Raw genomic sequence first — 23,319 nt, forward strand, 5'->3', positions numbered from 1 at the left:
ATAATTCAATATCATGTCACAAAATCTCGGTTTTGTGTTACAATTATGACATGGAGGCGGAATATGGGAAAAGACTCGGCATATTACATTTCATTGGCACAAAAACGCAGAAAAGATACCGATACATTGAAATATCTGTTGCCTCAGTATGCGCATGGATTTGTAGATGAATGCCTGCTTAAATATCAGCTTAGTACAGTCTTTAACTATACTCAGGATATCTATTTTTTCTATAGGTTTCTAAAAGAAAATAACCCTTTATGCAAGAATTTTGAAATCAAGGACATACCGTTTGAAGTTATAGAAAATCTCAGCCATCAGGATATAAATGAGTTCCAAGTTTACATTGCTAAAGGCCATAAACCCACTAGCAAAGGCATAAAACCAGCTGAAGACCGCGCAATTGCCAGAAAAATGGCTGCCCTCAGAAGATTCTATAAATACCTTTTGGATAATGATTATCTTAGGGTGGATCCAACGCTAAAAGCCGTAAAGAAAAGTAAAACTGAACCGAAAAAGAAGGAAATCCGCAGGCTAAGGCCTGATCAGGTTATGTCACTTATGGATTCTGTCAAATCCGTAAACTCTGAAAGCTACCATTCCCGTGTAATGTCAGAAGTTACTGCTAAAAGGGATCTGGCGATAATAACACTTCTTCTGAATACCGGAATCCGTGTATCAGAATGTGCCGGCCTGGATCTAACGGATATTGATTTTGAAGAGAACAAACTCGCAATCGTCAGAAAAGGCGGCTACGAAGATCATCTGTATTTCAAAAAAGGTGTAAAGGATGCGCTTACAGACTACATAGATAATGAACGACCCTCATTGCTTAATGGCGAAAAGTCTGAAGCGTTATTTATATCATTGAAGCATTGCCGTATGTCAGTCAGAAGCATCCAGTATATGATCGCAAAGTATGGAAAAAATACTGGACTAAGCGAAAAACTGACACCTCATAAACTGCGCCGAACCTATGGTACTGCACTTTATAACAAAACGGGTGATATTTATATGGTTGCCGATGTTCTTGGACATAAAGACGTAAACACAACGATTAATCATTACGTTGATATTGAAGAAGAACATAAAAAGAAAGCATCTAATGTTGATATATATGGTATGGATGATGACGTAAATAAAAGTAATTAGTGACTATATTACGTCCATTTTCCGCTTGCTTTTACAGATATCTATTGGCGTAAAGCATGTAAAATCGACATCTATTGGCAGATTCCGTGTAAAATATTCGGAATCTATTGGCAAAAACCATGTAAAACCGCCATGTATTGGCCAAATTCATGTAAAAAAATAGCACTCTCCGACCTCAAATTGTGTCTGGAAAGTGCGTAATTTATTCTATTGGCAAGTTCTGTGTAAACCTATTGGCAGACTTTATGTAAACTGTCAAGGCCTACCGTATTTCTGTGCATATATGGTGGCAATGGTTCTTGGAGAATGTATAAATTTTCCTATACAGAGAAATTTTGTTTTCAGAAGTAATGGCAATATATGGCATCAGATAATGTGGTATATTCTGGCTTTTTTTATCATCACATGCATAGTCAATTCTATCAATTGTGTATATGTAGCTGTAGCAGGCAAGTACGTGCCGGATTTTATCTACAATATAGGAACGACAGTTTTAAACGGTGGTGTCAGCATGTTGATTTTTTTCTTTGCTAATAAGGTTATATTCCCTGGCGAGGAGAAAACAGATAGATGAGTTTTATAAAGGAGGTATTTAAAATGTCAGATAAGAGAGTAGCAGTATTACTTGCAGATGGATTTGAAGAAGGAGAATCCCTTTTTGTAGTCGATATTTTGCGTAGATGTGGCATAAGTGCATACACGGTGTCAATTGGGGAAGAAATGGTAAGAGGAAGCCATGATATTTACGTAAAGGCAGACTGCCTGATAGATGAGAAACGATATGATGATTACGATATGGTGGTTATTCCGGGAGGAATGCCGGGAGCAGAAAACTTAAAGAACGATATGCGCGTCATAAATTGGGTGAAAAAGTTTTCTTCCGAGGACAAATATGTTGCAGCTATCTGTGCGGGGCCTATGGTTCTGAAGGAAGCAGGCATTGCCGCGGGCAGGACTCTTACTTCATATCCTGCTTATAAATATAGAAATCTGTTTAAAGACAGTAATTATGTTGACGATAATTCCAAAATGGAGCGGATGGTAGTGGTTGATGGAAAATTGATCACAAGCCGTGGGCCGGCAACGACACTTCCGTTCGCATTTAAGCTGGCGGAAGTTCTTGGTGGGGATATCGATAAGGTCAAGAGTGGTATTTTATATAATGACATGCTCAAAGGATTATGATCTATTTGGCGCGCAATACGCGAATGGAGGGTGCTATGCAACTAGGACGAATTGAATTATATGGGCTTTGAAGCAGTGATTGTTTTGGAGTTCTTTTATGTATAATAGTGATTGGGAGTTAAAATTTTCTTCTAGGATAACGTGCTAACTATGACAATGGAGGGTATATGAGCGAAATAAAAAAGATGAAAACAGCGATAGTAGGCTGCGGAATGATAAGCGATATCTATATCAGAAATCTTTCTTGTCTTTTAACATTATAGACCTAGTAGCAATCTCTAACAGAAGCCTTGGAAAAGCAAAAGAAAAAGCGGATCAATTCGGCATTGAAAAGGTCCTTAGTATAGACGAAGTAGCGGATGACCCGGAAATTGAGCTGGTAGTTGTGCTCACACCTGCCTCTGTCCACTACGATATTATTAAGAAAATGCTTGAAAAAGGTAAACATGTATACACAGAAAAAATGTTTACTACAGATATAGACAAAGCAAGAGAGCTTGTCAGAATCGCCAATGAGAAAAATCTGTATATTGGGGTGGCTCCCGATACTGTTTTGGGTGCCGGGACACAGACCGCCAAACTAGCTTTGGAACGTGGGATGATAGGTGAAGTGACAGGCGGTGTGGTATCGATCAATCGAAACCAGAACCTTAATTCTGAACTTTTCAGATTCCTTCAGGAAGATGGCGGGGCACTATCCTATGACGTGGGGATATATTACATAGCTACTTTGGTATCCCTTCTTGGACCGGTGAAGGAAGTCAGTGGATTCACTGCTCCTGCACCAGTGCATAACAGGGAGCTTTTATTTACTGATGAATCAAAGGACAGCTGGCAGATACCCGGAAGTAATATTGTAGCTGCAACATTGAAATTTGAGAGTGGTGCGCTGGTAAGCCTTCACATTAACGGTAACACCATTAATTCCGAACAGAATCTCATAATGCTGTTTGGAACAAACGGAATTATGAAGGTCGGAAATCCGGATACATTTAGCGGACAGACAGAAATTCTTTTGCCGGAGAACAACTGGGTAACACTTCCGTTTAGCCACGGTTATAACGGCACAAACAAAATGTCCGATCCTATGCCCTTTGACCATTACGGAAGCAGAGGTGTCGGTGTGGCAGAACTTGCTTACTCGATCCGTGCAGGAAGAGTTAACAGATGCAGTAAGGAGTATGGTCTTCATTGTATGGAGATATTGGTGGGAATTGATATCGCCGCAGCATCCGGGAAAATCTATGAGGTGGAATCACGTTTTGAGATGACATCACTTACTCCCGGCTATTATTCCACTGTATTCGGAGGCTTAGGGAGAGGAGATGCTGAGCGCTCTCTTATGTAAATATAAGGTAATATTGGCATAAAATATATTGACTTTGCCCCTGATGTAGCCTATATGATAGTAAGACAAATTTGCAAAGGAATTTGAGACGGTATCATCATAGGAGTTTTTTATGCTTAGGAAAATATTTTTGCGTATGATGGATGGAACTGAATTAGACAGGCTTACATGGGTATTTCCTTTTGTCTTTCTTTTTTTGGCAGAATGTTTTTTGAGCTTTATGGCAGGGACATATCTGACTTTTTTATAGGAGATCTGATTCATGTGGATGTGAGACCACTTATGGACCATCTTATGTTTCCCATTATGTTTGTACTTCCATTTATAGATCTGTTCTGGGATGTCATTAAGTGGGGAGGGTCCAGGATCAAGTTGAGCAAAAAGCGAAAAAAACGCAAAAGAATCAACTTTATATCCGCAGCAAGGTCGTTTTTTTCAGATATTCGTTCCGATAGTGAAAAATGGTTTATATTCACTTTTGGAATCACACCTCATCTTGATAAATATATTGGACTGAAGGAGAGAATAAAGGTTATCTCCGGGATGAAATTCAGACCATACAAGCACAGACTTGAAGGAAAAGTGCGTTTTTTAAAAGTAAGTGAAGATGATAAATGGGTCAAGATTCTTGGTAAATATTTCCCTCTTGATCTAATCTGCGGATACAACAATGAAACAAACCAACTGTTTTTCATCGACGGATATGTTGTAAAGCTACCCGCAAAAGCTATGGACAGCAACATCAACAGATGCATTGAAGATTTTTTTAATGAAAGAGGCTATACCTACAACAATTTGCCCTCCGGTGCCAGAAAGAGATTCGATAAGCTTGTTGGAGACAGAATTGACCAATTTGAATGTATTGACTGGTCAGGGCTTCGACACGAGTGGGAAGTAGCTACTGCAAATTATGTTGAACAGAGAAAGGCTAACAAGAATAGTAATGACAGATATAGACCGGTATCGCACTCCGGTAAGCTTAACCGCGACTTTTTAAGCAGAGCCTTGTCCGAAAGAGAACTAAAGCTGACAGCAGAAATATTTAAGGGAACAATGTTTTCTCTATCGGAGCTTACTTGTTTTTCCGCTTATCAAAATGAGTACAGTGTGTGTAACGGAGTTTACATTTTGGGAGAACTTAAATATCCCGCCAACAAGAAGGGACTTGATTTTCTTTTTGATTGTTTAAGTGATGTAGATGAAGCTTATTTTATGCCGGCCGCAGGAGTGCTGTCAGAAGTTCCGCTGACGGTTCTCGCACCTATCATGGAAAAGAAATCACAAGAGGCCTACTTAAAATGCGATGTTATGCGCCTTGCAGGTATAATGTATTTGGCTAAGGAAACCGGCTATGAAATCCAATTTGTCAAAAATCTCAAAGAACAATTAGCCGGCTCTGCGTCTGTTCCCATGACAGAGATTGATGAAAACGGAGTAGTTTGTTTTGCACCGGAAGAGGACAAGCAGTATATGACAAAAGAGGCAGTGGCCTTTAAGGCTACGCCTTAAATAAAGCGACCAATTTCGGTTACAAATAAGTGTCTTCCTTTAGTATTGTTGGTTCTTGGCGGTAGTATTCCCGGAGCAATCCTTATTCCGTTCTTGATTATGGGCATATTTGTGTTTACGTAAACTCTTGTTTTCTGTATAATAATTTCGAAATATATGTGTTTAATACAGGAGGAGTTTTGTATGAATAATAAATTTGGTATCAGAGAAGTTGTTGCTCTGGGTATTGGTACTGCACTTTTTGTAGTTCTTACAACTGTTCAGGTTCCGCTTTTGTTTATCCCTAATACATCACTTCAGCCAAGAATGGCTATACTTGCATTCTTTGCTGCTATATATGGACCGATAGTCGGCGGTGTTATCGGTGTTCTGGGACACGCACTCGGCGATGCTCTGTTTTATGGTTCAGTTTGGTGGAGCTGGGTATTTCCTGAAGCAGTGATCGGTATTGCAATAGGTCTTTTCGCAAAGAAACTTGCCGTAAGAGAAGGCGGATTTGTAAACACCAAGAATATTGTACTTTTTAATATCGTACAGGTTATATCAAATGCTGTTGCATGGATTGTGGCTGCACCCATCCTTGACATCCTTGTTTATGCAGAGCCTGTGAATAAAGTATTTATCCAGGGTGTATTTGCATTTTTAGGAAACATCATTATTACCGGTATTCTTGGAACACTCCTTATGGCAGCTTATTCTAAGATAGGTGTTAAATCATCTAACCTTAAGGCGGAGGATTGATTAGTTGGAAAAAACTCCAATCATTGAGTTTTCTGATGTTACTTTTAAATATAAGTCACAGCAGAAACCTACTTTGAAGAACATAAATTTAAAAATTTATCCCGGAGAAAAAATACTGATTGCCGGTCAGTCAGGCTCCGGGAAATCAACTTTGGCGCATTGCCTTAATGCGCTTATCCCATGTTCTTATAAGGGAGATATGGAAGGAACACTCCGGGTTCTTGGGAAAAATCCCAGTGAACTCGGAGTTTTTGGCATGTCACAGATTGTGGGAACAGTACTCCAGGACACTGATGGACAGTTTATCGCCCTGACTGTGGCTGAGGATATGGCTTTTGCGCTTGAAAATGATAATGTCCCTCAGGATGAGATGTTCAGGAAGGTAGATGAAGTTGCTGATAAGCTTGATCTTTCATCTTTTCTTGACCATGCTCCCGGGGAACTGTCGGGAGGTCAGAAGCAGCGAGTATCACTTGGCGGTGTTATGGCCTGTGATGTAAAGATACTGCTCTTTGATGAACCACTTGCAAATCTTGATCCTGCCACGGGCAAGAAAACAATCGCTCTTATAGATGAGATTATGAAGAATGAAGAAATGACCGTCGTGATAATAGAGCATAGGATAGAGGATGTTCTCTACAAGGACGTAGATAGAGTCATTTTGATGGACAAAGGTGAAATAAAAGCAGATATGCATCCGGATGAGCTTCTTTCATCTGATCTGTTATCCGGGAATGGAATCAGAGAACCCCTCTATATATCTGCTCTTAAAGCCGCAGGCTGCAAGATAGAGCCATCGATGCATCCACAGCATATTGAAACAATGGACGTTTCATTATGCAAGGATAAGGTTCAAAAATGGTTTCACTATGCCGGGTCCAAAACAGAAAAGGAGCAGGGCGACATCCTTTTGTCTGTATCTGGAGTTGATTTTGGCTACAGCAAGGAGCAGCAGATATTAAAAAATATAAGCTTTGACATAAGAAAAGGCGAAATAGTCTCTCTTGTAGGAAGAAACGGCGCAGGAAAATCAACACTGGCATCCCTTATATGCGGCTTTATCAGACCTGGTTCCGGGAAAATCATGTTTAACGGAGAGAATCTTGCCGATTTGTCAGTAAAAGAGATAGGCGAAAGAATAGGATATGTAATGCAAAGCCCGAATCAGATGATAAGCAAGCCTATGATCTTTGATGAAGTTGCAATGGGACTTGAAGTAAGGGGTGTTCCGAAGGATGAGATAAAGGAAAGAGTCTATAAGATCCTTAAGATATGCGGTCTCTATCCATTTAGAAACTGGCCTGTTTCAGCTCTTTCTTTTGGGCAGAAGAAGAGAGTATCTATTGCTTCTATCCTTGTGATGGAGCCGGAGATGATAATCCTTGATGAGCCCACTGCAGGACAGGATTATGCGCATTATACCGAGATAATGGAGTTTTTATTAAAGGTAAGAGAAGAGATGCCTGTCACGATCCTTATGATCACACATGATATGCATCTGATGCTTGAATATACCGACAGGACACTTGTTTTGACAGGCGGAGAACTTCTAATGGATTCACACCCTGCAGATGTGCTTACAAGAGAGGATGTATGTGACAAGGCTTATCTTAAGAAGACTTCTTTGTATGAGCTATCACTTAAGTGCGGTATAGATGAACCCTATGAATTTGTAAAGAGATTTATAGAGGATGAAGAAAACGGGAAGGGAGGACTCTTATGGCAAGAATGATATCTTACGATAAGAAAAATACTCCGGTACATAAACTTAGCGGAGTTACCAAACTTCTCTTTCTTATCATATGGTGCATGACTAGTGCAATGACGTTTGATACAAGAATACTTGTTATGATGCTCATTATTGGAGCAGTCATCTACTATGTTTCAAAGGTTGAATGGAAACAGGTAGGTTCTGTATTTACCGCGATAATGTTTTTTATGGTAATAAACCTGATCTTCATCTATATACTTGCTCCCTTTGAGGGATGCCGTATTTACGGATCGAGAACTGAGATAGTCCATCTTGCAGGCAATTATTACCTTACAAAAGAGCAGCTTTTTTATGAGTTTAATGTGCTTATTAAATACTTTACGGTAATTCCGTCGGTATTTATTTTTCTTACAACTACCGATCCGAGCGAACTTGCTGCATCGTTAAACGGAATAGGAGTGCCCTACACAATAGCATATTCACTGGAAATTGCGCTTAGATACATACCTGATGTTCAGGATGAGTTCCACAGGATAAAGAATTCCCAGGAAGCAAGGGGAATAGAGATGAGTAACAAAGGAAGCCTCCTTAGCAGGATAAAAAATATTGCAGCGATCATCTTTCCGCTTCTATTTTCATCCATGGAGAGGATCGAAGTTGTAAGCAATGCGATGGAACTTAGAGGCTTTGGCAAAAAGAAAAAGAGAAGCTGGTATTCCAGAAAGAAGTTTTCCTTTTTTGATTATGCTGTGATCATATCAGTGGTAGCTTTCGCGGTCATAACTCTCGTGATCACATACGCTGACGGAAACAGATTTTATAATCCTTTTGGGACGTAAATTTTAATTTATAGAAATTTTATTACATATTTCTTTTAAGTAAATACAATAATAAAAAAGCCAGCAATTAAATCGCATAAATATAATGCGTTTGTATGACGGAGTGATACGGAAGGAGCATACCATGGAAGCTATTGAGGCAATTTTAACAAGAAGAAGTACTCGAAGATACAGTAGTGAAATTCCGGAAAGGGAGCTAATAGAAAAAGTAATAGAAGCAGGAAGGTTCGCTCCAAGCGGTTCAAATACTCAGAGTACACATTTCATGGTGTTTACGGACAAGGATATCCTTACAAAAATGGCAGAGCTAGTTCAGAATGAGTTCTCAAAGATGGAAATAACTGAGGATATGTATGTTTCACTTAAAGGATCAATAAATGCATCCAAGAGGGGCGGCTATGTTTTCCATTATGGAGCACCGGTTTTCATAGTTACTGCAAACAAAAAGGGCTATGGTAATGCGATGGCTGACAGTGCCTGCGCACTTGAGAACATGATGATTGCGGCAAATGCACTTGATCTGGGATCGTGCTGGATCAATCAGCTACACTGGCTTGATGAGAATGAAGCTGTTCATGCATTTATGATTGAGCATGGACTTAAGGAAGATGAAACCATTACAGGAGGGCTGATACTTGGATATGCAGCTGAAGGGATTCCGGAAAGAACTATGATAGAAAGAAAGGGAAATCCTGTTACATGGGACTAAGTTAAAATGGAAATAAGAAAGTCAAAAGTAAGTGATTTAGCAAGAATAATGGAAATATACTCTTTTCAATTAAAAAACTTTTCTCGAGCGGTGTGCATAGGCATGCCGCTCTTTTCTATTCTTAAGGGAAATGGCTAAGAAACAGGTGATAGAAAATGATGATCTGATGGACATTTTACATGTGACGTTTTAGGGAATCTTTTTAGTAGAAAAAGGGTATAAAATATAGATATATACAGAAAATATTGGATAGCAAAATGTTAAAACCACAAAATGTATACCTATAAGAGGTAGATTGTTCCCTAAAACATACGAAGTATAGGGCTTGATTTTATGGAATATGCGTTCGAAAGAAGAGGCATTTTTATTTGATTTACGGCAGATTTTCGGCAATAATTATAGGTAGATATATATTAAGAAACGGAGAACAAAAATGCTGCATATAGTTATCTTAAATAAAGGTTTTTTCCCGGATAAGCTAAATGGTAAGGATCCTTCTAAAGACAGGGTTGTTGTTATTGCTTCTGAAACAGATTCCATTCCGGTATCAGCTTTTCAGAATGACATTTTTAGAAACATGGAAGTAAAGCTTCTTCCTAATATAAAAGAAGAATCCTCTGCAGAAGAAAAAAATGTAGTGCGTATAGCACAGGCGATGCTCATAGGACAGATTACAGCTGAGGAAAAAGAATACGAAATCTATTCCGATGATGAGATGCTCCTTAAAGCGTTATCACCTTTTACCGGGAAGAAGGTGGCTGAAAAAAAGGCATCTTCAAGATCATCAAAGAAGAAAGCATCTGCAGTTGCAGAAAAGAAGGTGTCTAAAGAAGAGGTTTCGGATAAAAATGCGGAGAAGGAAAAGAGTATAGAAGACAAGACCACTAAAAAAAGTGTTCCGAAAAAGACATCTGAGAAAGCATCAGCAAAAAGGCCTATGATCTCAAGCAATGCCTTAAAGGCAGAATTCAAGGATACTGCGTCGAATGAAAAAGGTGAAAACAAAGATGTAAAAAAGACATCTTCCGGAAAGAGTTCTGCCAAGAAATCAGCAGTAAAGCTCCCTACCCAGGCTCAGGTAAAGAAGATCCTTGGAGCGGCAAACAGCGGATATGCAAAAACAGTAATGGAAGTAATTAAGACATCAAACCAGATCACATTTGAGATGAACATGAGGATGAAACTTGCAGAGGCAGGACTTGGTGGAACGGTATGCCAGGAACTTGCCAAGGCATTAAATGATGAGTTTGGGAAAGCATTACCCACATCCTAAAGCAAACGGAGATATATGGAATACATTGAAGTTTTCACAAGAGAAGGAAAACCTACAGGAAAAATCAAGGAAAAACACGATAAAAAAGTGCCTGGAGACTATTACAGACATGTACTTATCATCATAAAAACATCTGACAGTCTTTTTCCCGGAAAAGTAGAGGGCAGGTATATAGTCCAGCAGAGATCCCTTCGGGCAAGGTACTATGCCGGTAAGTGGGATATGACCGGTGGTGGAGTAAGGGCTGGAGGGAGTCACCATCCGCGAAGCGGATTCAGGATGTGACGACCGATATGCCGCCGACAGTAATGGAGGGGCGGTTCAGTTGCTGAAACTCCGGCTCAGGCAGCTGTGCGTGAGCTTAAAGAAGAATCAGGTATCAGCATAAAAGAGGATGAACTTATACCCGCTTTTGACTACATAAAGGATTGGGATGACGTTAAGATCATGACTCCTGATCCCGGAATGCGTCTGTTTTTCACTAATTATTCCTTAGGCTATAGAGAAGGACCTCAGGCAGGAGGCATGACAAAAGGTCTCCTGAAAAAGGATAAGGGTTGTAGACCTTAATGCAAATGATAGGGCAAATTTCAAGAAATTCCCGGCACATGGAAGAGCGCTTCTTATGTCTGATAAGGATAAGATACTGATTGATCTCATATCCTCAGAAGAGGAATTAAAGATCTATACTACTGACGTTAATCTCAGAAAGAAGTTTTCTGAAAAGACTGGCAGACATTTACTATAAAAAGATGTTTTTACAGATAAAATAATGTGTTTTACGTGAAAAAATACTGCCGCGAGGATAGAAAACACATTTTAAGGGAAAAAATATCATTTTACCTTAAAATGATTCTCTCATGGCGACGGTATGTCAAAAATAACGCACATTTTGCTATAAAGATGATTTTTTTATTATAAAAAGAATTCATTTTACGATGAAAAGGAGATAGTTATGTAGTTGCAGGAAGAGACCAGGAGAAGAGAATGAAAGCCACAGGCTCTATACATTCGTTGTTAATGATGAGGATGTCATGGATACGCTGGCAGATATGCAGCTGACTGTTCCTTTTATGGTTGCATATGTGGAAGGGGCTCTCACAGAGGTTCCAAAGATAGAGTATTACACACTTTAAAGACAGTATTTTTTATATGCAAAGACGGTATTTTTAAGGCTGAAAAGAAGTATTTATGTGTCTCAAAGAAGGTATTTATAAGGATTTTTAAACAAAACCAAAATACCTTCTTTGAACAATGAAAGGTCGCATGGTTGAAGGTTTTTTTTAATTCAAGGAGAGCCTGCTAAGAATCAGATGGGTACTTCTACAGTGAAATAAAAATACATACATCATGCGAAAGCCAATTTATAAAATGGGACAACAAAAATGAATAATAAACCGAGATATACCGAAGGAACCATGAGGTATCAGATAGCGAATAGCTAGATTAAGCCGGAATGCAAAAAAGCAGACCAGCTTTTAATTTGCATTTACAAATCCGAATAAAAAAATAAGGGTATAGACTTAATTTGTAAAGAAAAAACAGAGCCAAGAAACGAAATGATCTTCTTCTGAGAAGTATTGACTTTTCAACATATTTGGAACTCATCTGGATAAGGCAGGTAGGAGAAAATTAATATGATCAGCTCGCCATACCTCCTTTCTATGTCTAGTAGCGGCGATAATGTCCAGATGAGTAATCGCCGCAAATAGAAGATAACTATAAGGACTTGCGCAGGACCTTCATATAGTAACACTTATTGAAAGTCGGGAGATTATGAACAATGAAAGTGCAAAGGTAACAAATTGTTTTCATTTTGTTCAAACCACATTTAGGATGCGTTAAGTTTTATTTTTTAAGATACATACATAAGGAGCGAGCAAACTCCTTAAAACCAGAAAATACTTTTCTTTTTCATAACAAGCTGTCTGGCAGACTCAGACAGCTCCTCCCTAAAAATACAGCTGCCAGATGGCGGCTTTTTTAATGCCCTTTTTAAAATTTTCAGAGTTGACTTATTATCGAAAATTTGATAACTTTAACTTTGTGTTACAAATCTAAAAGAAAGCGAGGTAATCAGTATGTTCATAATGACAAAGAGAAATGCAAATGAATACAGTATGATGACCTCGGTTTGTGCTTTCTGATTTTGGATTTTTAAAAGCAGTCTTTTAACCGTGGCTTATTAGTCACGGTTTTTCTTTTTTATCCACAACCCAGGTCTCCATACAATTGAATAATGTTAAAAAACTGAATGAAATACAATTTGATACATAAGAATATACTTGGAGGAAATATGCCTTATAGTGATGGTAAGCTCTTTATGCAAAAACTATAAAAGCCTGATTGAAATATAAGTGTCGGCATGTTATATTAATTCAAAGAGATTTTATTAAAAATGTTTTGAATAAAAATGATTTGAATTAAGGAGAGCCATATGTTCATTGGACGAGAAAGAGAATTAAAATCGCTAAATGAAATATATTCCAAAGTGGGCTTCGGAATGACCATTATATATGGCAGACGAAGAGTAGGAAAATCATATCTTATTACAGAGTTCATAAAAGATAAGAAAGCCATATTCTACACAGCAACAAAGGTTGGAGCAGAAAGGAACTTAGAGTTTTTCTCAAAACAGGTTTTGGACGTTCTTGATCCTGAATATAGTGATGCAACCTTTCCATCAATTGAGAGTGTACTTGATATTCTGACAAGAAAGCTTAGCGAATCTGATGAAAAGATCATACTTGTAATAGATGAGCTTCCATACTGGGCAGAGAAGGATGAAGCACTTTTATCAATCCTTCAGAAGTACATTGATACAAAATGGCTTGATAAGAATCTTATGCTGATACTTTGCGGATCGGCTCTTAGCTTTATGGAGAAAAAGGTCCTTAGTGAAAAGAGTCCTGTCTTTGGAAGGAGAGACGCTCAGATTAAGCTTGAAGCATTTAACTACAGAGATTCCGCTCTTTTTGTTCCGGATTATTCCCCGGAAGATAAGGCTATATGCTACGGCGTAACAGGAGGAGTTGCAAAGTATCTGTCCCTGTTTGATCCTAATAAGAGCCTTGATGATAATATCAAGCGTCTATTTTTTAATACGGACGGGTATCTTTTTGATGAAACAAAGAATCTTCTTACCCAGGAATTTGCTGATGTAACTCTTGTAAATAACGTTATAGAACAGGTAGCATCAGGAGAAAATGCCCTTAATATCATTGCGTCAAAAGTAAAGGAAAAGGATCCGACAGTTCTCTATTCCCTTGAAAAGCTGATAGATGTAGGTCTTGTAGAGAAGAAAAAATGCATCACAGAGGAAAAGAACAAGAAAAAGACTCAGTATGTACTAAAGGATCATATGTTTAAGTTCTGGTATGAGTTTATCCCCAAGGCCATAAGCGTAATAGAGATGGGGCAGGGAGAACTCTACTATGAAAAGGCTGTAAAGCCAAAACTCCATGAATTCATGGGAAGCGTTTTTGAAGAAATGTGCAGATATTACACATTGGAGCAGGGAATCCAGGGAACATTTGGATCATTCCTAACAGAGACCGGAACCTGGTGGGGCGTAGAGCAGCTTCAGGATGCGGAAGGTAAGTGGTATCAGCAGGCAACAGATATAGACGTTGTTGGCATTTCTACAATAGATAAGACTGCAGTTATCGGTGAATGCAAGTTTAAGAATGAAAAGATCGATAAAGGAATATATGAAACCTTGATCGGAAGAGCAAGACTCATTTCCGGTAAATATAATATAACAAAATATCTGCTGTTTTCACTTAGCGGATTTACAGACTGGTTTAATGATATAGATAAGACAAATCTCGTTCTTATCACAGTTGATGATATGTATAAGTAACATTTGCACCTGCCATTTTTTAGGAGGGATTACAAATATTGTAGGTCTTGGCTGGCAGCTTAAAGGAAATATTTTGGGATTAAACTTTGAATTGTATGATGGAAATGGAGAAATCATCGCGGTAATATCCCAGAAGATGCTTTCCATTCATGATAAATACTACATTGATATTTATAAGCCCGAACATGAAAAGGCAGTCGTTGCTATTCTCATTACCCTGCAGCATATGATAAAGGATAGAGAAGCTACGGCAAGTACTTCTGCATCAGCAGGATCATCAAATTTAAACCATAAGCTCTGGATTCTTGAATAGAGTCCAGAGTTTTTTACTGTCAAATGGGATTTCTTCCCGAAAACAAATCAATAAACATAAAACCCAATGAATATTGTGTTAGAGATGGTGGAAAAGAAGCATAATACAGACATAAGGAAAACACAAACAACCATACACCAGTTAAGTGATTAGGAGGAAGAGCCATGAGATTTAACGATGTTCAGGATACAAGAAAAGCAGAAGTAAGAAAAGAGCAGAGAGATGCAGCTGTTCAGAAGATATATTCACAACTTTTGGAGAGACTTTCCTGTGTAAATATGTGTAATAGAAAAGCCATAATGGCATTTGGTGCAACATTTACTATCTGATTAGAAGGAGATAATCACTATGGCAGAGAAGATTGTTCAGACAGCAGGCAGAGATCAGCTTGGGAGTTTTGCTCCGGAGTTTGCACATTTCAATGATGATGTCCTTTTTGGTGAGAACTGGAACAATGAGGATATCGACCTAAAGACCAGGAGCATCATTACTGTGGTTGCGCTCATGGCACAGGGGCTTACAGATATTTCCTTTAAACATCATCTTGAGAATGCCAAGAAAAATGGTGTTACCCAAAAAGAGATCGCGGCTGTGATAACTCATGCAGCATTCTATTCAGGATGGCCTAAAGCCTGGGCAGCATTTCGAATGGCAAAGGAAGTATATGAAGCTAACTAAATGGAATAATAAATATGGATTAATGAGGAAATCCGGATTCTGGCTGGGGGGCAGTATTTGGAACAGAACTATTTGTAATGTTGGAATTATTGCAAGCGGTAAGAATAGTAGTAGTTATTAACAATGACAATGCTAAAATTTTGTTTTTCATAATAAATCTCCTCGTAGAGGCAATAAACTCTGACATAGAAATTGTCACAGAACGAATAGAAATGAACTGGGAGGCAAAGGATCTCAGTGACCTTTGCAAGATAACTTTCGAGATAAATCAAATATAAATAAAAGTTACATTGTAACTCTTTGTAGCCTTCCTAGTCTCTACGAACCGCTGGAATACACAGGTACGCCCCCGCATTACTGCGAGGGCGCATTTATTGTAATTTAATTCATGGCTTCAAGACTATCTTTATATAATCTTGTTCTGGTAATGATTACAAAAAATACTATATCAAGTACAATTGAAACCGGATTAACCAGTGTTTTGTAAACATCACTGAATGGATAGATCATTGCTCCTGTAAGAACGATATTTTCAAACATATGTAAAAAGAATATTGGAAAGACTTTTCTGTGTGAAATAACATATATTGAACTATATACAAGGGAATTTGTTACACACATAAGTACAAAGCATACCGCTAAAAGCATGTTTGAATGAGCCCATTCATACTGAATCTGAGCAGGATAAAAGAACAGTGGTAAATGCCATATTCCCCAGATTAATCCAATAATTATCGAACCTTTTACAACATTCTTTTTATTGATTACCATATCTGAGAGAAAGCCTCTCCAGCCAAACTCTTCAGATAACGGTCCTGATATCAGCCCCCAAAACAGGAAATAGAAAAACATTAATGGATTTACCGCAATAAGTTTTAGCCCCTCAAATCCGAGATTTTCTCCTCCATTCATCTTGGATATTGTCTGTGTGACAAAGCACTCAATACATATGAGAAGCAAGCTGATAAATATAGCTAAAATACTTCTTTTATCCGGTACAAGACATCTTTTGAAGAAATCTTTAATATTCTCTTTTTTGTATAAAACAGCGACAAAAATGCCTCCTAAAAGTGATGGAAGCATACCCCCGATAACAAAAAAGATAGATGCAAAGTCAAATGAAGATACCGAAGTCTCTTCTACATTCATTTGTAATACTATTGGCGTAAATTGAAAGAGCCACGTTAATAAAAGTGTAACTATAACGAAAATAACAGCTACCTTTTTCTTGCTTAAATTCTCATTTTTCATGCACTACCCCCATCCCCGTAACATTTTTTTATAATACAGTTCAATATTTTATCAGTTTATATGGCTGTTATCTACGCATTTAGTGCTAATTTTAATAAAAGACAGGCTAAATTAATCAGCCTGTCTTTTCACTAAACATATTAGATTAAATATTTTTTTGAACTGAATTACTTAGAAGCGTTTTCTCCGGCAATTCTTCCAAATACAACTATATCCGCAACAGCATTTCCACCAAGTCTGTTTGCACCATGTATTCCGCCCATAACCTCACCTGCAGCATAAAGTCCAGGTATAGGTGTGCCATCTGTAGAAATTACCTGCGCATCTGAATTTATCTTTACACCGCCCATACAATGATGGATTCCGGGGCCTACATTAACAGCATAATAAGAACCTGATGATAAATCTGTCAAAGGAGTTCCGATATCTCTTGCAAAATCAGCATATACGCTTATATTGCCAGCCGCCATTTTATGTTTATTCGTGGGTCATAATATGCCCGCACGATTCTTTTTGCTCCGAAAGATATAATAAGACATTCAAATATGAAGTTGGAATCTTTAAAATTTACCGTGTAATCATATTGTAGCGCCCTGGAGTTTTCCAGCGGAATCTACAAACACGCTTCTGTCATCGATATAGATGTCGCAGGTGATTTTTCTGCTGTTGTTACCATAAAGTTCAACAATTTCAGGAAGATTGTCATTTACTGCATCAAAAACAAGCCCGTAATCCCGGCACCAATTGACTGCATCAGCTAGCGGTTTTCCGGCTCTGCATGTCCAGAGTATGAGTTTATTGCCTGCGGCTTTTTCTTTTAACAGATATTCAATCAGTTTAAGGTTAGGATCTCCGAGTCCCGGCCAGTCTGAATATGCCAACGTTCCGTCGAAATCCACAGCAATGATCTTGTAATTCATTTCCATAGCAAAATCCATTAGACTCAGGACTTAACCACCTGTATTTTGCATTTATAAATATATATTCATGACTTTTATCCATATAAAATGTTGACAAAAGGAAAGATTGCTTCAACTCTTTACAGATTTACCCTATAATTGAAGCTAGGGAACTTTTTACGCGGAGGAATTGATATGAAATACAAGCTAACGGTGTTCATTGCTATCCTTGCATTTGCTGCGCTACTAAGTGGTTGTTCCAAAAAGGTATCAGAGGCAAAAGCAAAAAAATATATGCTTTCATATTTAAAGCAAAAGTATGATGAGCAATTTGAAATAACTGGATCAGAACTCGAAAATAATAAAAATATGATGGTTGCAAGATACTATTACAGATTTGATGCTAAATCTGAAGATACCGGTGTCACTTTCACATGTAACTGTGATGCATACAGGCAGAAAGATTCTGATCCATATATGACCGATAATTATGAAAAAGCTTTATATCAAGATGCAATAAACAAGGAATTATCTGATGTAGAAACAAATGCTGATGGATGGACTCTAAGAAGTATTGAAGATCAGATTTTTAGCACACACACAGGTAGTCACAGCTACGAAGAGTTTAAAACCGATGCAGATAAAAATACCATCTTCATAAAGATTGATATTACAGCTGATGATCCATACACAGCGGCTTCATCAATATATGATTATCTGTGCCGTGTCCGCACCATCAGTAAATATCTATGTGTTGATTTATACTATCCTGATAAGGACGTTGTTTTTATAAAAGTAAGGCCTGATTCAGATTTGGAATATAAAACTGTGCTTCAGAAAATGCAGAAACTATGGGGCTAAGGTATAACTATTACAACATGGAGGATAACATGAGCAAACATAGTGTGAAATATAATAAAAACTCATGGAAGAAGCATCTACTAAGGATACTGTTAATAATTGGAATAATAATTGTTGCTTCATTTGTATTCTTAATGATGTCAGATTTTCATACTATAGCCCTTATTTTCCAGCTTTTTATACCGTATTTTTTAGGACCCATTTTACTGGAAGCTTTTCCGTTTATCTTAATTATGGCAGGACTCATCATTGCCATACGATGCACAGTTTCTTATAAGACAAGAAATAAGAAAGCAGGGGATTAACAATAATCAAACTAGCGCATGCACTTCTTATGCTTGAGACATCAAGTGCCGTGTATGATTTTCTATATTCGTTTACCAGGATTTTTGGAAGTGAGGATGACCTTGATAAGATACTTGACGGAAAAAGAGAAATCTCAGAGAAGATATTCAGAATCCTTGATAAGCAGGAGCTTAACCTTAGAAGCTGCGCATATTGCGGAAAGAAGCTTAACTGGTCTTACAAGTACAACATGTGTCAGGAATGTTTCAGGAAAAGAAGATATATGAGAAGACCGGGGCATTAAAATCTACACATTGATGTTTAAGGAGGGTAGTCATGGCAGTTTACAGATGCAGAGTATGTGGATACATATATGATGAGGAAAAGGAAGGAAAGAGTATAAGGGACATAGATGTCTGTCCAAGGTGTAAGCAGCCGGATGACCGCTTTGAGCTTGTAGATGATGAACCCAAAAGTGACGATACGAAAAAATAAGAATAAGATGTGAAGTATCACGTAATGGGAAGGCACAAGGGGGAAGAAAAATATATGAAACGCATAATTGTTTACTATTCCTTAGAGGGAAACACGGAATACATTGCAAATAAACTTGCTGAGGTAACAGGAGCAGATAAGCTGAGGCTTATTCCAAAGAAGGAATTTCCTAAAAGTGGATTTAGCAAGTTTTTCTGGGGAGGGAAATCTGCAGTTATGGCTGAAAAGCCAGATTTGGAACAGTATGATCTTGATTCTGATTATGATGAGATCATAATAGGTTTTCCTGTATGGGCTGGAAATATCACACCGCCAATAAGGACATTTGTTGCCGATAACCTTGAAAAGCTCAAAGGCAAAAAAATATCTGCATTTGCCTGCCAGAGCGGAGCAGGAGCTGAGAAGGCATTTGAAAAACTCAAAAGTGTTCTTGGGATAGATAGTCTTAGTGAAACAGCCATCTTCATAGACCCGAAGGATAAGCCTTCAGAGCAGAATGACCTGACTCTGGAAGTATTTAGTAAGAAGATAATGAGGCAATGATGAACGGAAATAAATACGCAAACATAATTGTATGCTATGGGGATGCTGACAGGGAAATCCTGACCAAACAGATAAAGATGTTCAGGGAAAGATATCATTCGAAGGTTGTCATGGTAATAGAGTCTGAAAATGATATAAGTTGGCTGAATGAGCACAGTGAGATGTTTGAAGAAACCATGGACAGAGCAGACGGAGTAAGCTTTACGGACGATGTCGTAAACTACTGCAAAATGCATCACTTAGCAGAAAAAGAGACATTAATTATGGCAGAAATTAGTGATACTGAGACTTTGACAGGACTTGGATTTGAAGTAAAAAGCCCCAGTGACATGGCAGAATCCTATAAAAAGGCGCTTGAAATGCTTGGGAGTATGATAAAACCGAGGGTTTAATTCATGTGGAAGATAAAACAGATTTTTGACGGTGATTACGGATGCGAGGAACTAAAGCTGGGAGAAGAACCGAAGCTTTCTATAACTCTTGTTTCAGATGATGGGAAAGAAAAATATGTCCAGGCTACAGATAAATGGCTTACAGAAAAAGGGCTTGATGTTGGTTCTGTCTGGCCTGAAGAATAAAAATAAAGAGGTTTGGCATAAAAAGGGGAAGCATGGGACTTATTGAAATAGCCAGTGGGAATTCTGTATGGCGCGGTATGGATTACTATAACAGTAAAAAGGTAGAAGAAGTAGAAAAGACCAGTGATACTACGATAGATGGTACAGTAAGGGGCGAAAACCTCTACAGGGTCCATGTTGATATAGCACATCCAAGAAAATCATCTTGTACATGTCCGTTTGCTGATGGAAGAAGAGTTATCTGTAAGCACATGATAGCCTTGTATTTTACGGCATATCCCAAAGCTGCAGAGGACTTTTTAAAGCAGGTAGAGGAATGGGAAAAGGAAGAAGAGGAAGAAGAAAATCGCCACTACGAAGAACTCCGGGACTATGTAAACAGTCTTAGTAAATCGGAACTGCAAAGCCTTTATCTAGACGCACTTATAGAGCTTGAAGAGAGGCGAAACAGATATTGGTAGGATGTAGACAAATTGCCGGAAGTGCCTAAAAGACTTAGTTTGTTATATATGAGGGATAGATTATAAGGAAGATGAGTAATTAAAATATATAATGATGTAGGTGCCAAAAGTCACATTTATACGTGACCTTGACATATTTTTTGAACATTGATAACTGAATAAAACTATGTTTGAGAGACTTTGAAATTTTTTCTTATATTGTTTTGTGGCTATACTTGGTATATAATTTAGTCACAAAGGAGGTGCACGTTATGCAGATAGTTCCAATGAGAGATTTAAAAAACACTGTAGAAATAGAACGCAGATGTGCTGAATCAAATGAGCCTGTCTTTGTTACCAAAAATGGATATGGCCGGCTTGTTGTGATGGATATAGATTATTATGAACGTACTATGAGAAAGATTGATGAGGCTTCTCTTGTCAACAGGGGTATTTCAGACTACGAGAACGGCCGGACTGTCGATGGAAGGAAATCTTTGAAGAAGCTGAGGGAAAAACATGGTCTTTGAAGGATATGATTACGATTTTACCGAAATTGCAGAAGCTGATATCGATGAGACCCTTTCGTATATCGAAGATGATTTAGCAAATCCAGATGCAGCGGCTGCATTTGCAGATACCCTTGAAGATAAGCTTGAAGAATATAGCACATAATATATCTAAAAATCGGAGATGCTCATATTGAACACCTCCGATTTTACCGTTTTATTTAACCTTTACACTCTTAGATTTGCTCCACTTGGAGTATATCTTTTCTCCGCCAGATTTCTTATATGTTCGGATTCTGACATAGTATTTTTTCTTAGACGTAAGTTTCTTTATAGTCTTTGATGTCGTTTTAGTCTTGCCAATATTAACAGTCTTAACATCTTTCTTAAAAGCCTTATCTGTACTATACTGAATCTCATAGCCCTTGATTCCGCCCTTAGTCTGCTTCTTCCATTTAAGAGTAATGCTATTCTTTTGGGCTGTGAGCTTTGAGAACTTCGTGGTCTTTTGTTTTGAATCGATATCCTCGGAAGCTGCCGGTTCAGCTTCATGGGAAGTGGGTGTTTCCTTTACTTTAGGAGCCCCCTCGGTCTGAGTTGATGTTTCGGGCTTTTCTGTTGTTTTGGAATTATCTAATGGCCCAGAATTTTCTGATGGCTCGGGATCTTTTGCCGGTTCCGGCTCTTCTACCGTTCTATCTTTCCACAAAGCCTGTAGTACTGTCAATCCGGTAATCCTGATTTTTGAACCCGGTTCACCCATGTCCCACCTATCAAATTCTTTGCCTTTAGGAGCTATAAATGTGCATGACGGCAATGTGTAATATGATCCCTGCTCAACAGATATTCTTTTCATGGTTCCGCTTCCGCCATTTGGATCGAAGTATACTGTGCACATGGGTTTTTCAGGCTCTGAAGGGGCATAATCAGGATCTCTTTCAAAAACTGCTTGAATTTCAACATCTGAATCTGTAAGAACAAGAGTATCATTGGTTATTGTCGCTTTACCTGATATAATCTTCCATTCTTTGAACTTGGATCCTTTATATGTTGTCTTATAAAGATTAAACTTTGCCCCTTTGATACCCCAGTCTGTTTTGCTGATTTCCCTGGGATCCAGGCTGGCAAAACCTCCCCCACCGGTATAAGACAGGGTAACATTGTACCTATCTGGTATATCCTTTAACTTTATCTTCACAGAATCAGAGTTTGCGCAGCTGTTCAGATCACTTGACATGGTTCTGATAACAAATTCGTTGTTTGTCAAACAAAACTCTACAGTACAACCTGCTTCAATTCTTGAAGGAGAGCTGTAATACTCAGCAATCAAATCCGATGACACAGCCTTGAAAGATACGTACGTGTTTTTTACACCAACTTCTTTTCCTACAATATAATCCTTTGCCATAGGTGTTTTCTTGCTGATAGTCGTTGAATACTCAGAAATTCTTAATTTGGAATTCTTTTTATAATCACTTATGTATGCCTTACTTGAAGAAAGTGTAATGGGTTCGGATGAATATAAAACATACAAAGTCATCTTCCCCAGCTGGTTATAGCTCCAGCTTCCTTTGTAATCAATAGTTTCATTTGCCTTAAGCGAAACATTCTGAAAGGTTCCAAGGCGCGGGTTGTCTAAGTTAGAGCCGGAAATATACCCGTAAAAAAAGATTTTATCTTTGCTTCCATTTTGGCTGTTTGCTATCATGCAGGCATAATAACCTTCTGATATTGTTTTGAAGTGAACATGATCTCCTTCGAATCGAACCTCAGTCGCTGCTTCATTTGACGCCGCTTTGGATACAATGGATGAACACCCTAACACAGAAAAAATACACATCATGGATGTGATGAAAAGTAAGAGAGTTTCTTTGATTGTCTTCATAAATTTTTCCCCTAAAACTTTTTTCTTCCCCTCAAATAACGATTATACTACACAGAAAGGGAATCAAAAAGAGACATTTGCTGATGATCATTTAAGACGAACGACATGGCTTAAACCTCGTAAAATACTGGATTTGATACTAATATTTTACCTCAGATCAGCACTAAAACATAGCTTTACTCAGTTATCAATGTGCAGTTTTAGGGTGTTTCTATACTTTTGACACCCACATCATAAGATGAAAAAAAAACTA

The 23,319-nt window shown here is 38.1% G+C and carries 27 protein-coding genes and 3 pseudogenes; 26 read left to right on the plus strand and 4 right to left on the minus strand.

The window, feature by feature from the left end; translation table 11 throughout:
* The first annotated feature begins 63 nt into the window (after positions 1-63).
* From ACHCNF_RS17630 to ACHCNF_RS17710, 17 genes and pseudogenes are all read left to right on the plus strand, one after another.
* Complete coding sequence (locus ACHCNF_RS17630) at positions 64-1,152, plus strand: tyrosine-type recombinase/integrase (protein WP_408072361.1); 1,089 nt, start codon at positions 64-66, stop codon at positions 1,150-1,152.
* A 193-nt stretch (positions 1,153-1,345) separates the two neighbouring features.
* The gene (locus tag ACHCNF_RS17635; protein ID WP_408072362.1) at positions 1,346-1,726 is read left to right on the plus strand and encodes a GtrA family protein; all 381 of its coding nucleotides are present in this window, start codon (positions 1,346-1,348) and stop codon (positions 1,724-1,726) included.
* A gap of 23 nt (positions 1,727-1,749) precedes the next feature.
* Positions 1,750-2,337 carry a DJ-1 family glyoxalase III gene (locus ACHCNF_RS17640; RefSeq protein ID WP_408072363.1) on the plus strand — a complete coding sequence of 196 codons (588 nt, stop codon included), beginning with the start codon at positions 1,750-1,752 and terminating at the stop codon, positions 2,335-2,337.
* A gap of 244 nt (positions 2,338-2,581) precedes the next feature.
* Positions 2,582-3,685 carry a Gfo/Idh/MocA family protein gene (locus ACHCNF_RS17645; RefSeq protein WP_408072364.1) on the plus strand — a complete coding sequence of 368 codons (1,104 nt, stop codon included), beginning with the start codon at positions 2,582-2,584 and terminating at the stop codon, positions 3,683-3,685.
* A 168-nt stretch (positions 3,686-3,853) separates the two neighbouring features.
* Positions 3,854-5,194: a hypothetical protein gene (locus ACHCNF_RS17650; RefSeq protein WP_408072365.1), complete on the plus strand. Its 1,341-nt coding sequence runs from the start codon at positions 3,854-3,856 to the stop codon at positions 5,192-5,194.
* Positions 5,195-5,377: 183 nt separating this feature from the next.
* On the plus strand, positions 5,378-5,935 hold the full coding sequence (locus ACHCNF_RS17655; RefSeq protein WP_408072366.1) for an ECF-type riboflavin transporter substrate-binding protein: 558 nt from the start codon (positions 5,378-5,380) through the stop codon (positions 5,933-5,935).
* Between the two features lie 4 nt (positions 5,936-5,939).
* Positions 5,940-7,667: an ABC transporter ATP-binding protein gene (locus ACHCNF_RS17660; protein WP_408072367.1), complete on the plus strand. Its 1,728-nt coding sequence runs from the start codon at positions 5,940-5,942 to the stop codon at positions 7,665-7,667.
* Complete coding sequence (locus tag ACHCNF_RS17665) at positions 7,655-8,485, plus strand: energy-coupling factor transporter transmembrane component T family protein (protein WP_408072368.1); 831 nt, start codon at positions 7,655-7,657, stop codon at positions 8,483-8,485. Before ACHCNF_RS17660 ends, ACHCNF_RS17665 begins: the two co-directional genes overlap by 13 nt.
* Before the next feature lie 124 nt (positions 8,486-8,609).
* A complete protein-coding gene (locus tag ACHCNF_RS17670; RefSeq protein ID WP_408072369.1) occupies positions 8,610-9,194 on the plus strand; it encodes a nitroreductase family protein in 585 nt (194 codons plus the stop codon).
* A gap of 433 nt (positions 9,195-9,627) precedes the next feature.
* Positions 9,628-10,467 carry a hypothetical protein gene (locus tag ACHCNF_RS17675; protein WP_408072370.1) on the plus strand — a complete coding sequence of 280 codons (840 nt, stop codon included), beginning with the start codon at positions 9,628-9,630 and terminating at the stop codon, positions 10,465-10,467.
* A gap of 15 nt (positions 10,468-10,482) precedes the next feature.
* Positions 10,483-10,752, plus strand: a complete 270-nt coding sequence (locus ACHCNF_RS17680; RefSeq protein ID WP_408072371.1) for an NUDIX hydrolase — start codon at positions 10,483-10,485, stop codon at positions 10,750-10,752.
* A 54-nt stretch (positions 10,753-10,806) separates the two neighbouring features.
* Positions 10,807-11,037: pseudogene (locus tag ACHCNF_RS17685) on the plus strand (hypothetical protein); the annotation flags it as partial.
* 55 nt (positions 11,038-11,092) lie between these two features.
* Complete coding sequence (locus ACHCNF_RS17690) at positions 11,093-11,215, plus strand: hypothetical protein (RefSeq protein WP_408072372.1); 123 nt, start codon at positions 11,093-11,095, stop codon at positions 11,213-11,215.
* Positions 11,216-12,904: 1,689 nt separating this feature from the next.
* Positions 12,905-14,329 carry an ATP-binding protein gene (locus ACHCNF_RS17695; RefSeq protein ID WP_408072373.1) on the plus strand — a complete coding sequence of 475 codons (1,425 nt, stop codon included), beginning with the start codon at positions 12,905-12,907 and terminating at the stop codon, positions 14,327-14,329.
* 73 nt (positions 14,330-14,402) lie between these two features.
* Positions 14,403-14,642, plus strand: coding sequence for an LURP-one-related/scramblase family protein (locus ACHCNF_RS17700; protein ID WP_408072374.1), 240 nt, complete (start codon positions 14,403-14,405; stop codon positions 14,640-14,642).
* 164 nt (positions 14,643-14,806) lie between these two features.
* Positions 14,807-14,971 carry a hypothetical protein gene (locus ACHCNF_RS17705; protein WP_155830966.1) on the plus strand — a complete coding sequence of 55 codons (165 nt, stop codon included), beginning with the start codon at positions 14,807-14,809 and terminating at the stop codon, positions 14,969-14,971.
* Between the two features lie 19 nt (positions 14,972-14,990).
* Positions 14,991-15,314: pseudogene (locus tag ACHCNF_RS17710) on the plus strand (carboxymuconolactone decarboxylase family protein); the annotation flags it as partial.
* A 387-nt stretch (positions 15,315-15,701) separates the two neighbouring features.
* Here ACHCNF_RS17710 and ACHCNF_RS17715 read toward each other — a convergent pair.
* The 3 genes and pseudogenes from ACHCNF_RS17715 to ACHCNF_RS17725 form a co-directional block, all read right to left on the minus strand.
* Positions 15,702-16,571, minus strand: a complete 870-nt coding sequence (locus ACHCNF_RS17715) for a CPBP family glutamic-type intramembrane protease (RefSeq protein ID WP_408072375.1) — start codon at positions 16,569-16,571, stop codon at positions 15,702-15,704.
* Positions 16,572-16,738: 167 nt separating this feature from the next.
* A pseudogene (locus ACHCNF_RS17720) lies at positions 16,739-16,975 on the minus strand (FAD-binding protein); the annotation flags it as partial.
* Between the two features lie 174 nt (positions 16,976-17,149).
* Positions 17,150-17,497 carry an HAD family hydrolase gene (locus tag ACHCNF_RS17725; RefSeq protein ID WP_408072376.1) on the minus strand — a complete coding sequence of 116 codons (348 nt, stop codon included), beginning with the start codon at positions 17,495-17,497 and terminating at the stop codon, positions 17,150-17,152.
* Positions 17,498-17,665: 168 nt separating this feature from the next.
* Between ACHCNF_RS17725 and ACHCNF_RS17730 the strand changes: the two genes are divergently transcribed.
* The 9 genes from ACHCNF_RS17730 (at position 17,666) to ACHCNF_RS17770 (ending at position 21,347) form a co-directional block, all read left to right on the plus strand.
* On the plus strand, positions 17,666-18,331 hold the full coding sequence (locus tag ACHCNF_RS17730; RefSeq protein ID WP_408072377.1) for a hypothetical protein: 666 nt from the start codon (positions 17,666-17,668) through the stop codon (positions 18,329-18,331).
* Positions 18,332-18,665: 334 nt separating this feature from the next.
* Complete coding sequence (locus tag ACHCNF_RS17735) at positions 18,666-18,920, plus strand: hypothetical protein (protein WP_408072378.1); 255 nt, start codon at positions 18,666-18,668, stop codon at positions 18,918-18,920.
* 32 nt (positions 18,921-18,952) lie between these two features.
* The gene (locus ACHCNF_RS17740; RefSeq protein WP_408072379.1) at positions 18,953-19,111 is read left to right on the plus strand and encodes a rubredoxin-like domain-containing protein; all 159 of its coding nucleotides are present in this window, start codon (positions 18,953-18,955) and stop codon (positions 19,109-19,111) included.
* 54 nt (positions 19,112-19,165) lie between these two features.
* Positions 19,166-19,654 (plus strand): flavodoxin family protein, encoded by a 489-nt coding sequence (locus ACHCNF_RS17745; protein WP_408072380.1) that lies wholly within the window; start codon positions 19,166-19,168, stop codon positions 19,652-19,654.
* The gene (locus ACHCNF_RS17750) at positions 19,654-20,046 is read left to right on the plus strand and encodes a hypothetical protein (RefSeq protein ID WP_408072381.1); all 393 of its coding nucleotides are present in this window, start codon (positions 19,654-19,656) and stop codon (positions 20,044-20,046) included. Before ACHCNF_RS17745 ends, ACHCNF_RS17750 begins: the two co-directional genes overlap by 1 nt.
* A 3-nt stretch (positions 20,047-20,049) precedes the next feature.
* Complete coding sequence (locus ACHCNF_RS17755; protein WP_408072382.1) at positions 20,050-20,232, plus strand: hypothetical protein; 183 nt, start codon at positions 20,050-20,052, stop codon at positions 20,230-20,232.
* A gap of 32 nt (positions 20,233-20,264) precedes the next feature.
* On the plus strand, positions 20,265-20,693 hold the full coding sequence (locus ACHCNF_RS17760; protein WP_408072383.1) for an SWIM zinc finger family protein: 429 nt from the start codon (positions 20,265-20,267) through the stop codon (positions 20,691-20,693).
* 251 nt (positions 20,694-20,944) lie between these two features.
* On the plus strand, positions 20,945-21,202 hold the full coding sequence (locus tag ACHCNF_RS17765) for a type II toxin-antitoxin system Phd/YefM family antitoxin (RefSeq protein WP_022762328.1): 258 nt from the start codon (positions 20,945-20,947) through the stop codon (positions 21,200-21,202).
* Positions 21,192-21,347, plus strand: coding sequence for a hypothetical protein (locus ACHCNF_RS17770; protein ID WP_408072384.1), 156 nt, complete (start codon positions 21,192-21,194; stop codon positions 21,345-21,347). Before ACHCNF_RS17765 ends, ACHCNF_RS17770 begins: the two co-directional genes overlap by 11 nt.
* Positions 21,348-21,398: 51 nt before the next feature.
* Here the strand turns inward: ACHCNF_RS17770 and ACHCNF_RS17775 are convergent, their stop codons facing one another.
* A complete protein-coding gene (locus ACHCNF_RS17775) occupies positions 21,399-23,066 on the minus strand; it encodes a fibronectin type III domain-containing protein (RefSeq protein WP_408072385.1) in 1,668 nt (555 codons plus the stop codon).
* Between the last annotated feature and the right edge of the window lie 253 nt (positions 23,067-23,319).

Source organism: Butyrivibrio sp. NATIVEDY162 (assembly GCF_045999815.1).
In the GTDB taxonomy this organism is placed as follows: domain Bacteria; phylum Bacillota; class Clostridia; order Lachnospirales; family Lachnospiraceae; genus Butyrivibrio.

Excerpts from the sequence above, each read along its gene's own strand:
- ACHCNF_RS17630 (WP_408072361.1), top strand. The coding sequence starts at position 64 with ATGGGAAAAGACTCGGCATATTACATTTCATTGGCACAAAAACGCAGA.
- ACHCNF_RS17640 (WP_408072363.1), top strand. The coding sequence starts at position 1,750 with ATGTCAGATAAGAGAGTAGCAGTATTACTTGCAGATGGATTTGAAGAA.
- ACHCNF_RS17650 (WP_408072365.1), top strand. The coding sequence starts at position 3,854 with ATGGGTATTTCCTTTTGTCTTTCTTTTTTTGGCAGAATGTTTTTTGAG.
- ACHCNF_RS17655 (WP_408072366.1), top strand. The coding sequence starts at position 5,378 with ATGAATAATAAATTTGGTATCAGAGAAGTTGTTGCTCTGGGTATTGGT.
- ACHCNF_RS17665 (WP_408072368.1), top strand. The coding sequence starts at position 7,655 with ATGGCAAGAATGATATCTTACGATAAGAAAAATACTCCGGTACATAAA.
- ACHCNF_RS17670 (WP_408072369.1), top strand. The coding sequence starts at position 8,610 with ATGGAAGCTATTGAGGCAATTTTAACAAGAAGAAGTACTCGAAGATAC.
- ACHCNF_RS17675 (WP_408072370.1), top strand. The coding sequence starts at position 9,628 with ATGCTGCATATAGTTATCTTAAATAAAGGTTTTTTCCCGGATAAGCTA.
- ACHCNF_RS17680 (WP_408072371.1), top strand. The coding sequence starts at position 10,483 with ATGGAATACATTGAAGTTTTCACAAGAGAAGGAAAACCTACAGGAAAA.
- ACHCNF_RS17690 (WP_408072372.1), top strand. The coding sequence starts at position 11,093 with ATGTCTGATAAGGATAAGATACTGATTGATCTCATATCCTCAGAAGAG.
- ACHCNF_RS17695 (WP_408072373.1), top strand. The coding sequence starts at position 12,905 with ATGTTCATTGGACGAGAAAGAGAATTAAAATCGCTAAATGAAATATAT.
- ACHCNF_RS17705 (WP_155830966.1), top strand. The coding sequence starts at position 14,807 with ATGAGATTTAACGATGTTCAGGATACAAGAAAAGCAGAAGTAAGAAAA.
- ACHCNF_RS17715 (WP_408072375.1), bottom strand. The coding sequence starts at position 16,571 with ATGAAAAATGAGAATTTAAGCAAGAAAAAGGTAGCTGTTATTTTCGTT.
- ACHCNF_RS17725 (WP_408072376.1), bottom strand. The coding sequence starts at position 17,497 with ATGGAAATGAATTACAAGATCATTGCTGTGGATTTCGACGGAACGTTG.
- ACHCNF_RS17730 (WP_408072377.1), top strand. The coding sequence starts at position 17,666 with ATGAAATACAAGCTAACGGTGTTCATTGCTATCCTTGCATTTGCTGCG.
- ACHCNF_RS17735 (WP_408072378.1), top strand. The coding sequence starts at position 18,666 with ATGCTTGAGACATCAAGTGCCGTGTATGATTTTCTATATTCGTTTACC.
- ACHCNF_RS17740 (WP_408072379.1), top strand. The coding sequence starts at position 18,953 with ATGGCAGTTTACAGATGCAGAGTATGTGGATACATATATGATGAGGAA.
- ACHCNF_RS17745 (WP_408072380.1), top strand. The coding sequence starts at position 19,166 with ATGAAACGCATAATTGTTTACTATTCCTTAGAGGGAAACACGGAATAC.
- ACHCNF_RS17750 (WP_408072381.1), top strand. The coding sequence starts at position 19,654 with ATGAACGGAAATAAATACGCAAACATAATTGTATGCTATGGGGATGCT.
- ACHCNF_RS17755 (WP_408072382.1), top strand. The coding sequence starts at position 20,050 with ATGTGGAAGATAAAACAGATTTTTGACGGTGATTACGGATGCGAGGAA.
- ACHCNF_RS17760 (WP_408072383.1), top strand. The coding sequence starts at position 20,265 with ATGGGACTTATTGAAATAGCCAGTGGGAATTCTGTATGGCGCGGTATG.
- ACHCNF_RS17765 (WP_022762328.1), top strand. The coding sequence starts at position 20,945 with ATGCAGATAGTTCCAATGAGAGATTTAAAAAACACTGTAGAAATAGAA.
- ACHCNF_RS17770 (WP_408072384.1), top strand. The coding sequence starts at position 21,192 with ATGGTCTTTGAAGGATATGATTACGATTTTACCGAAATTGCAGAAGCT.
- ACHCNF_RS17775 (WP_408072385.1), bottom strand. The coding sequence starts at position 23,066 with ATGAAGACAATCAAAGAAACTCTCTTACTTTTCATCACATCCATGATG.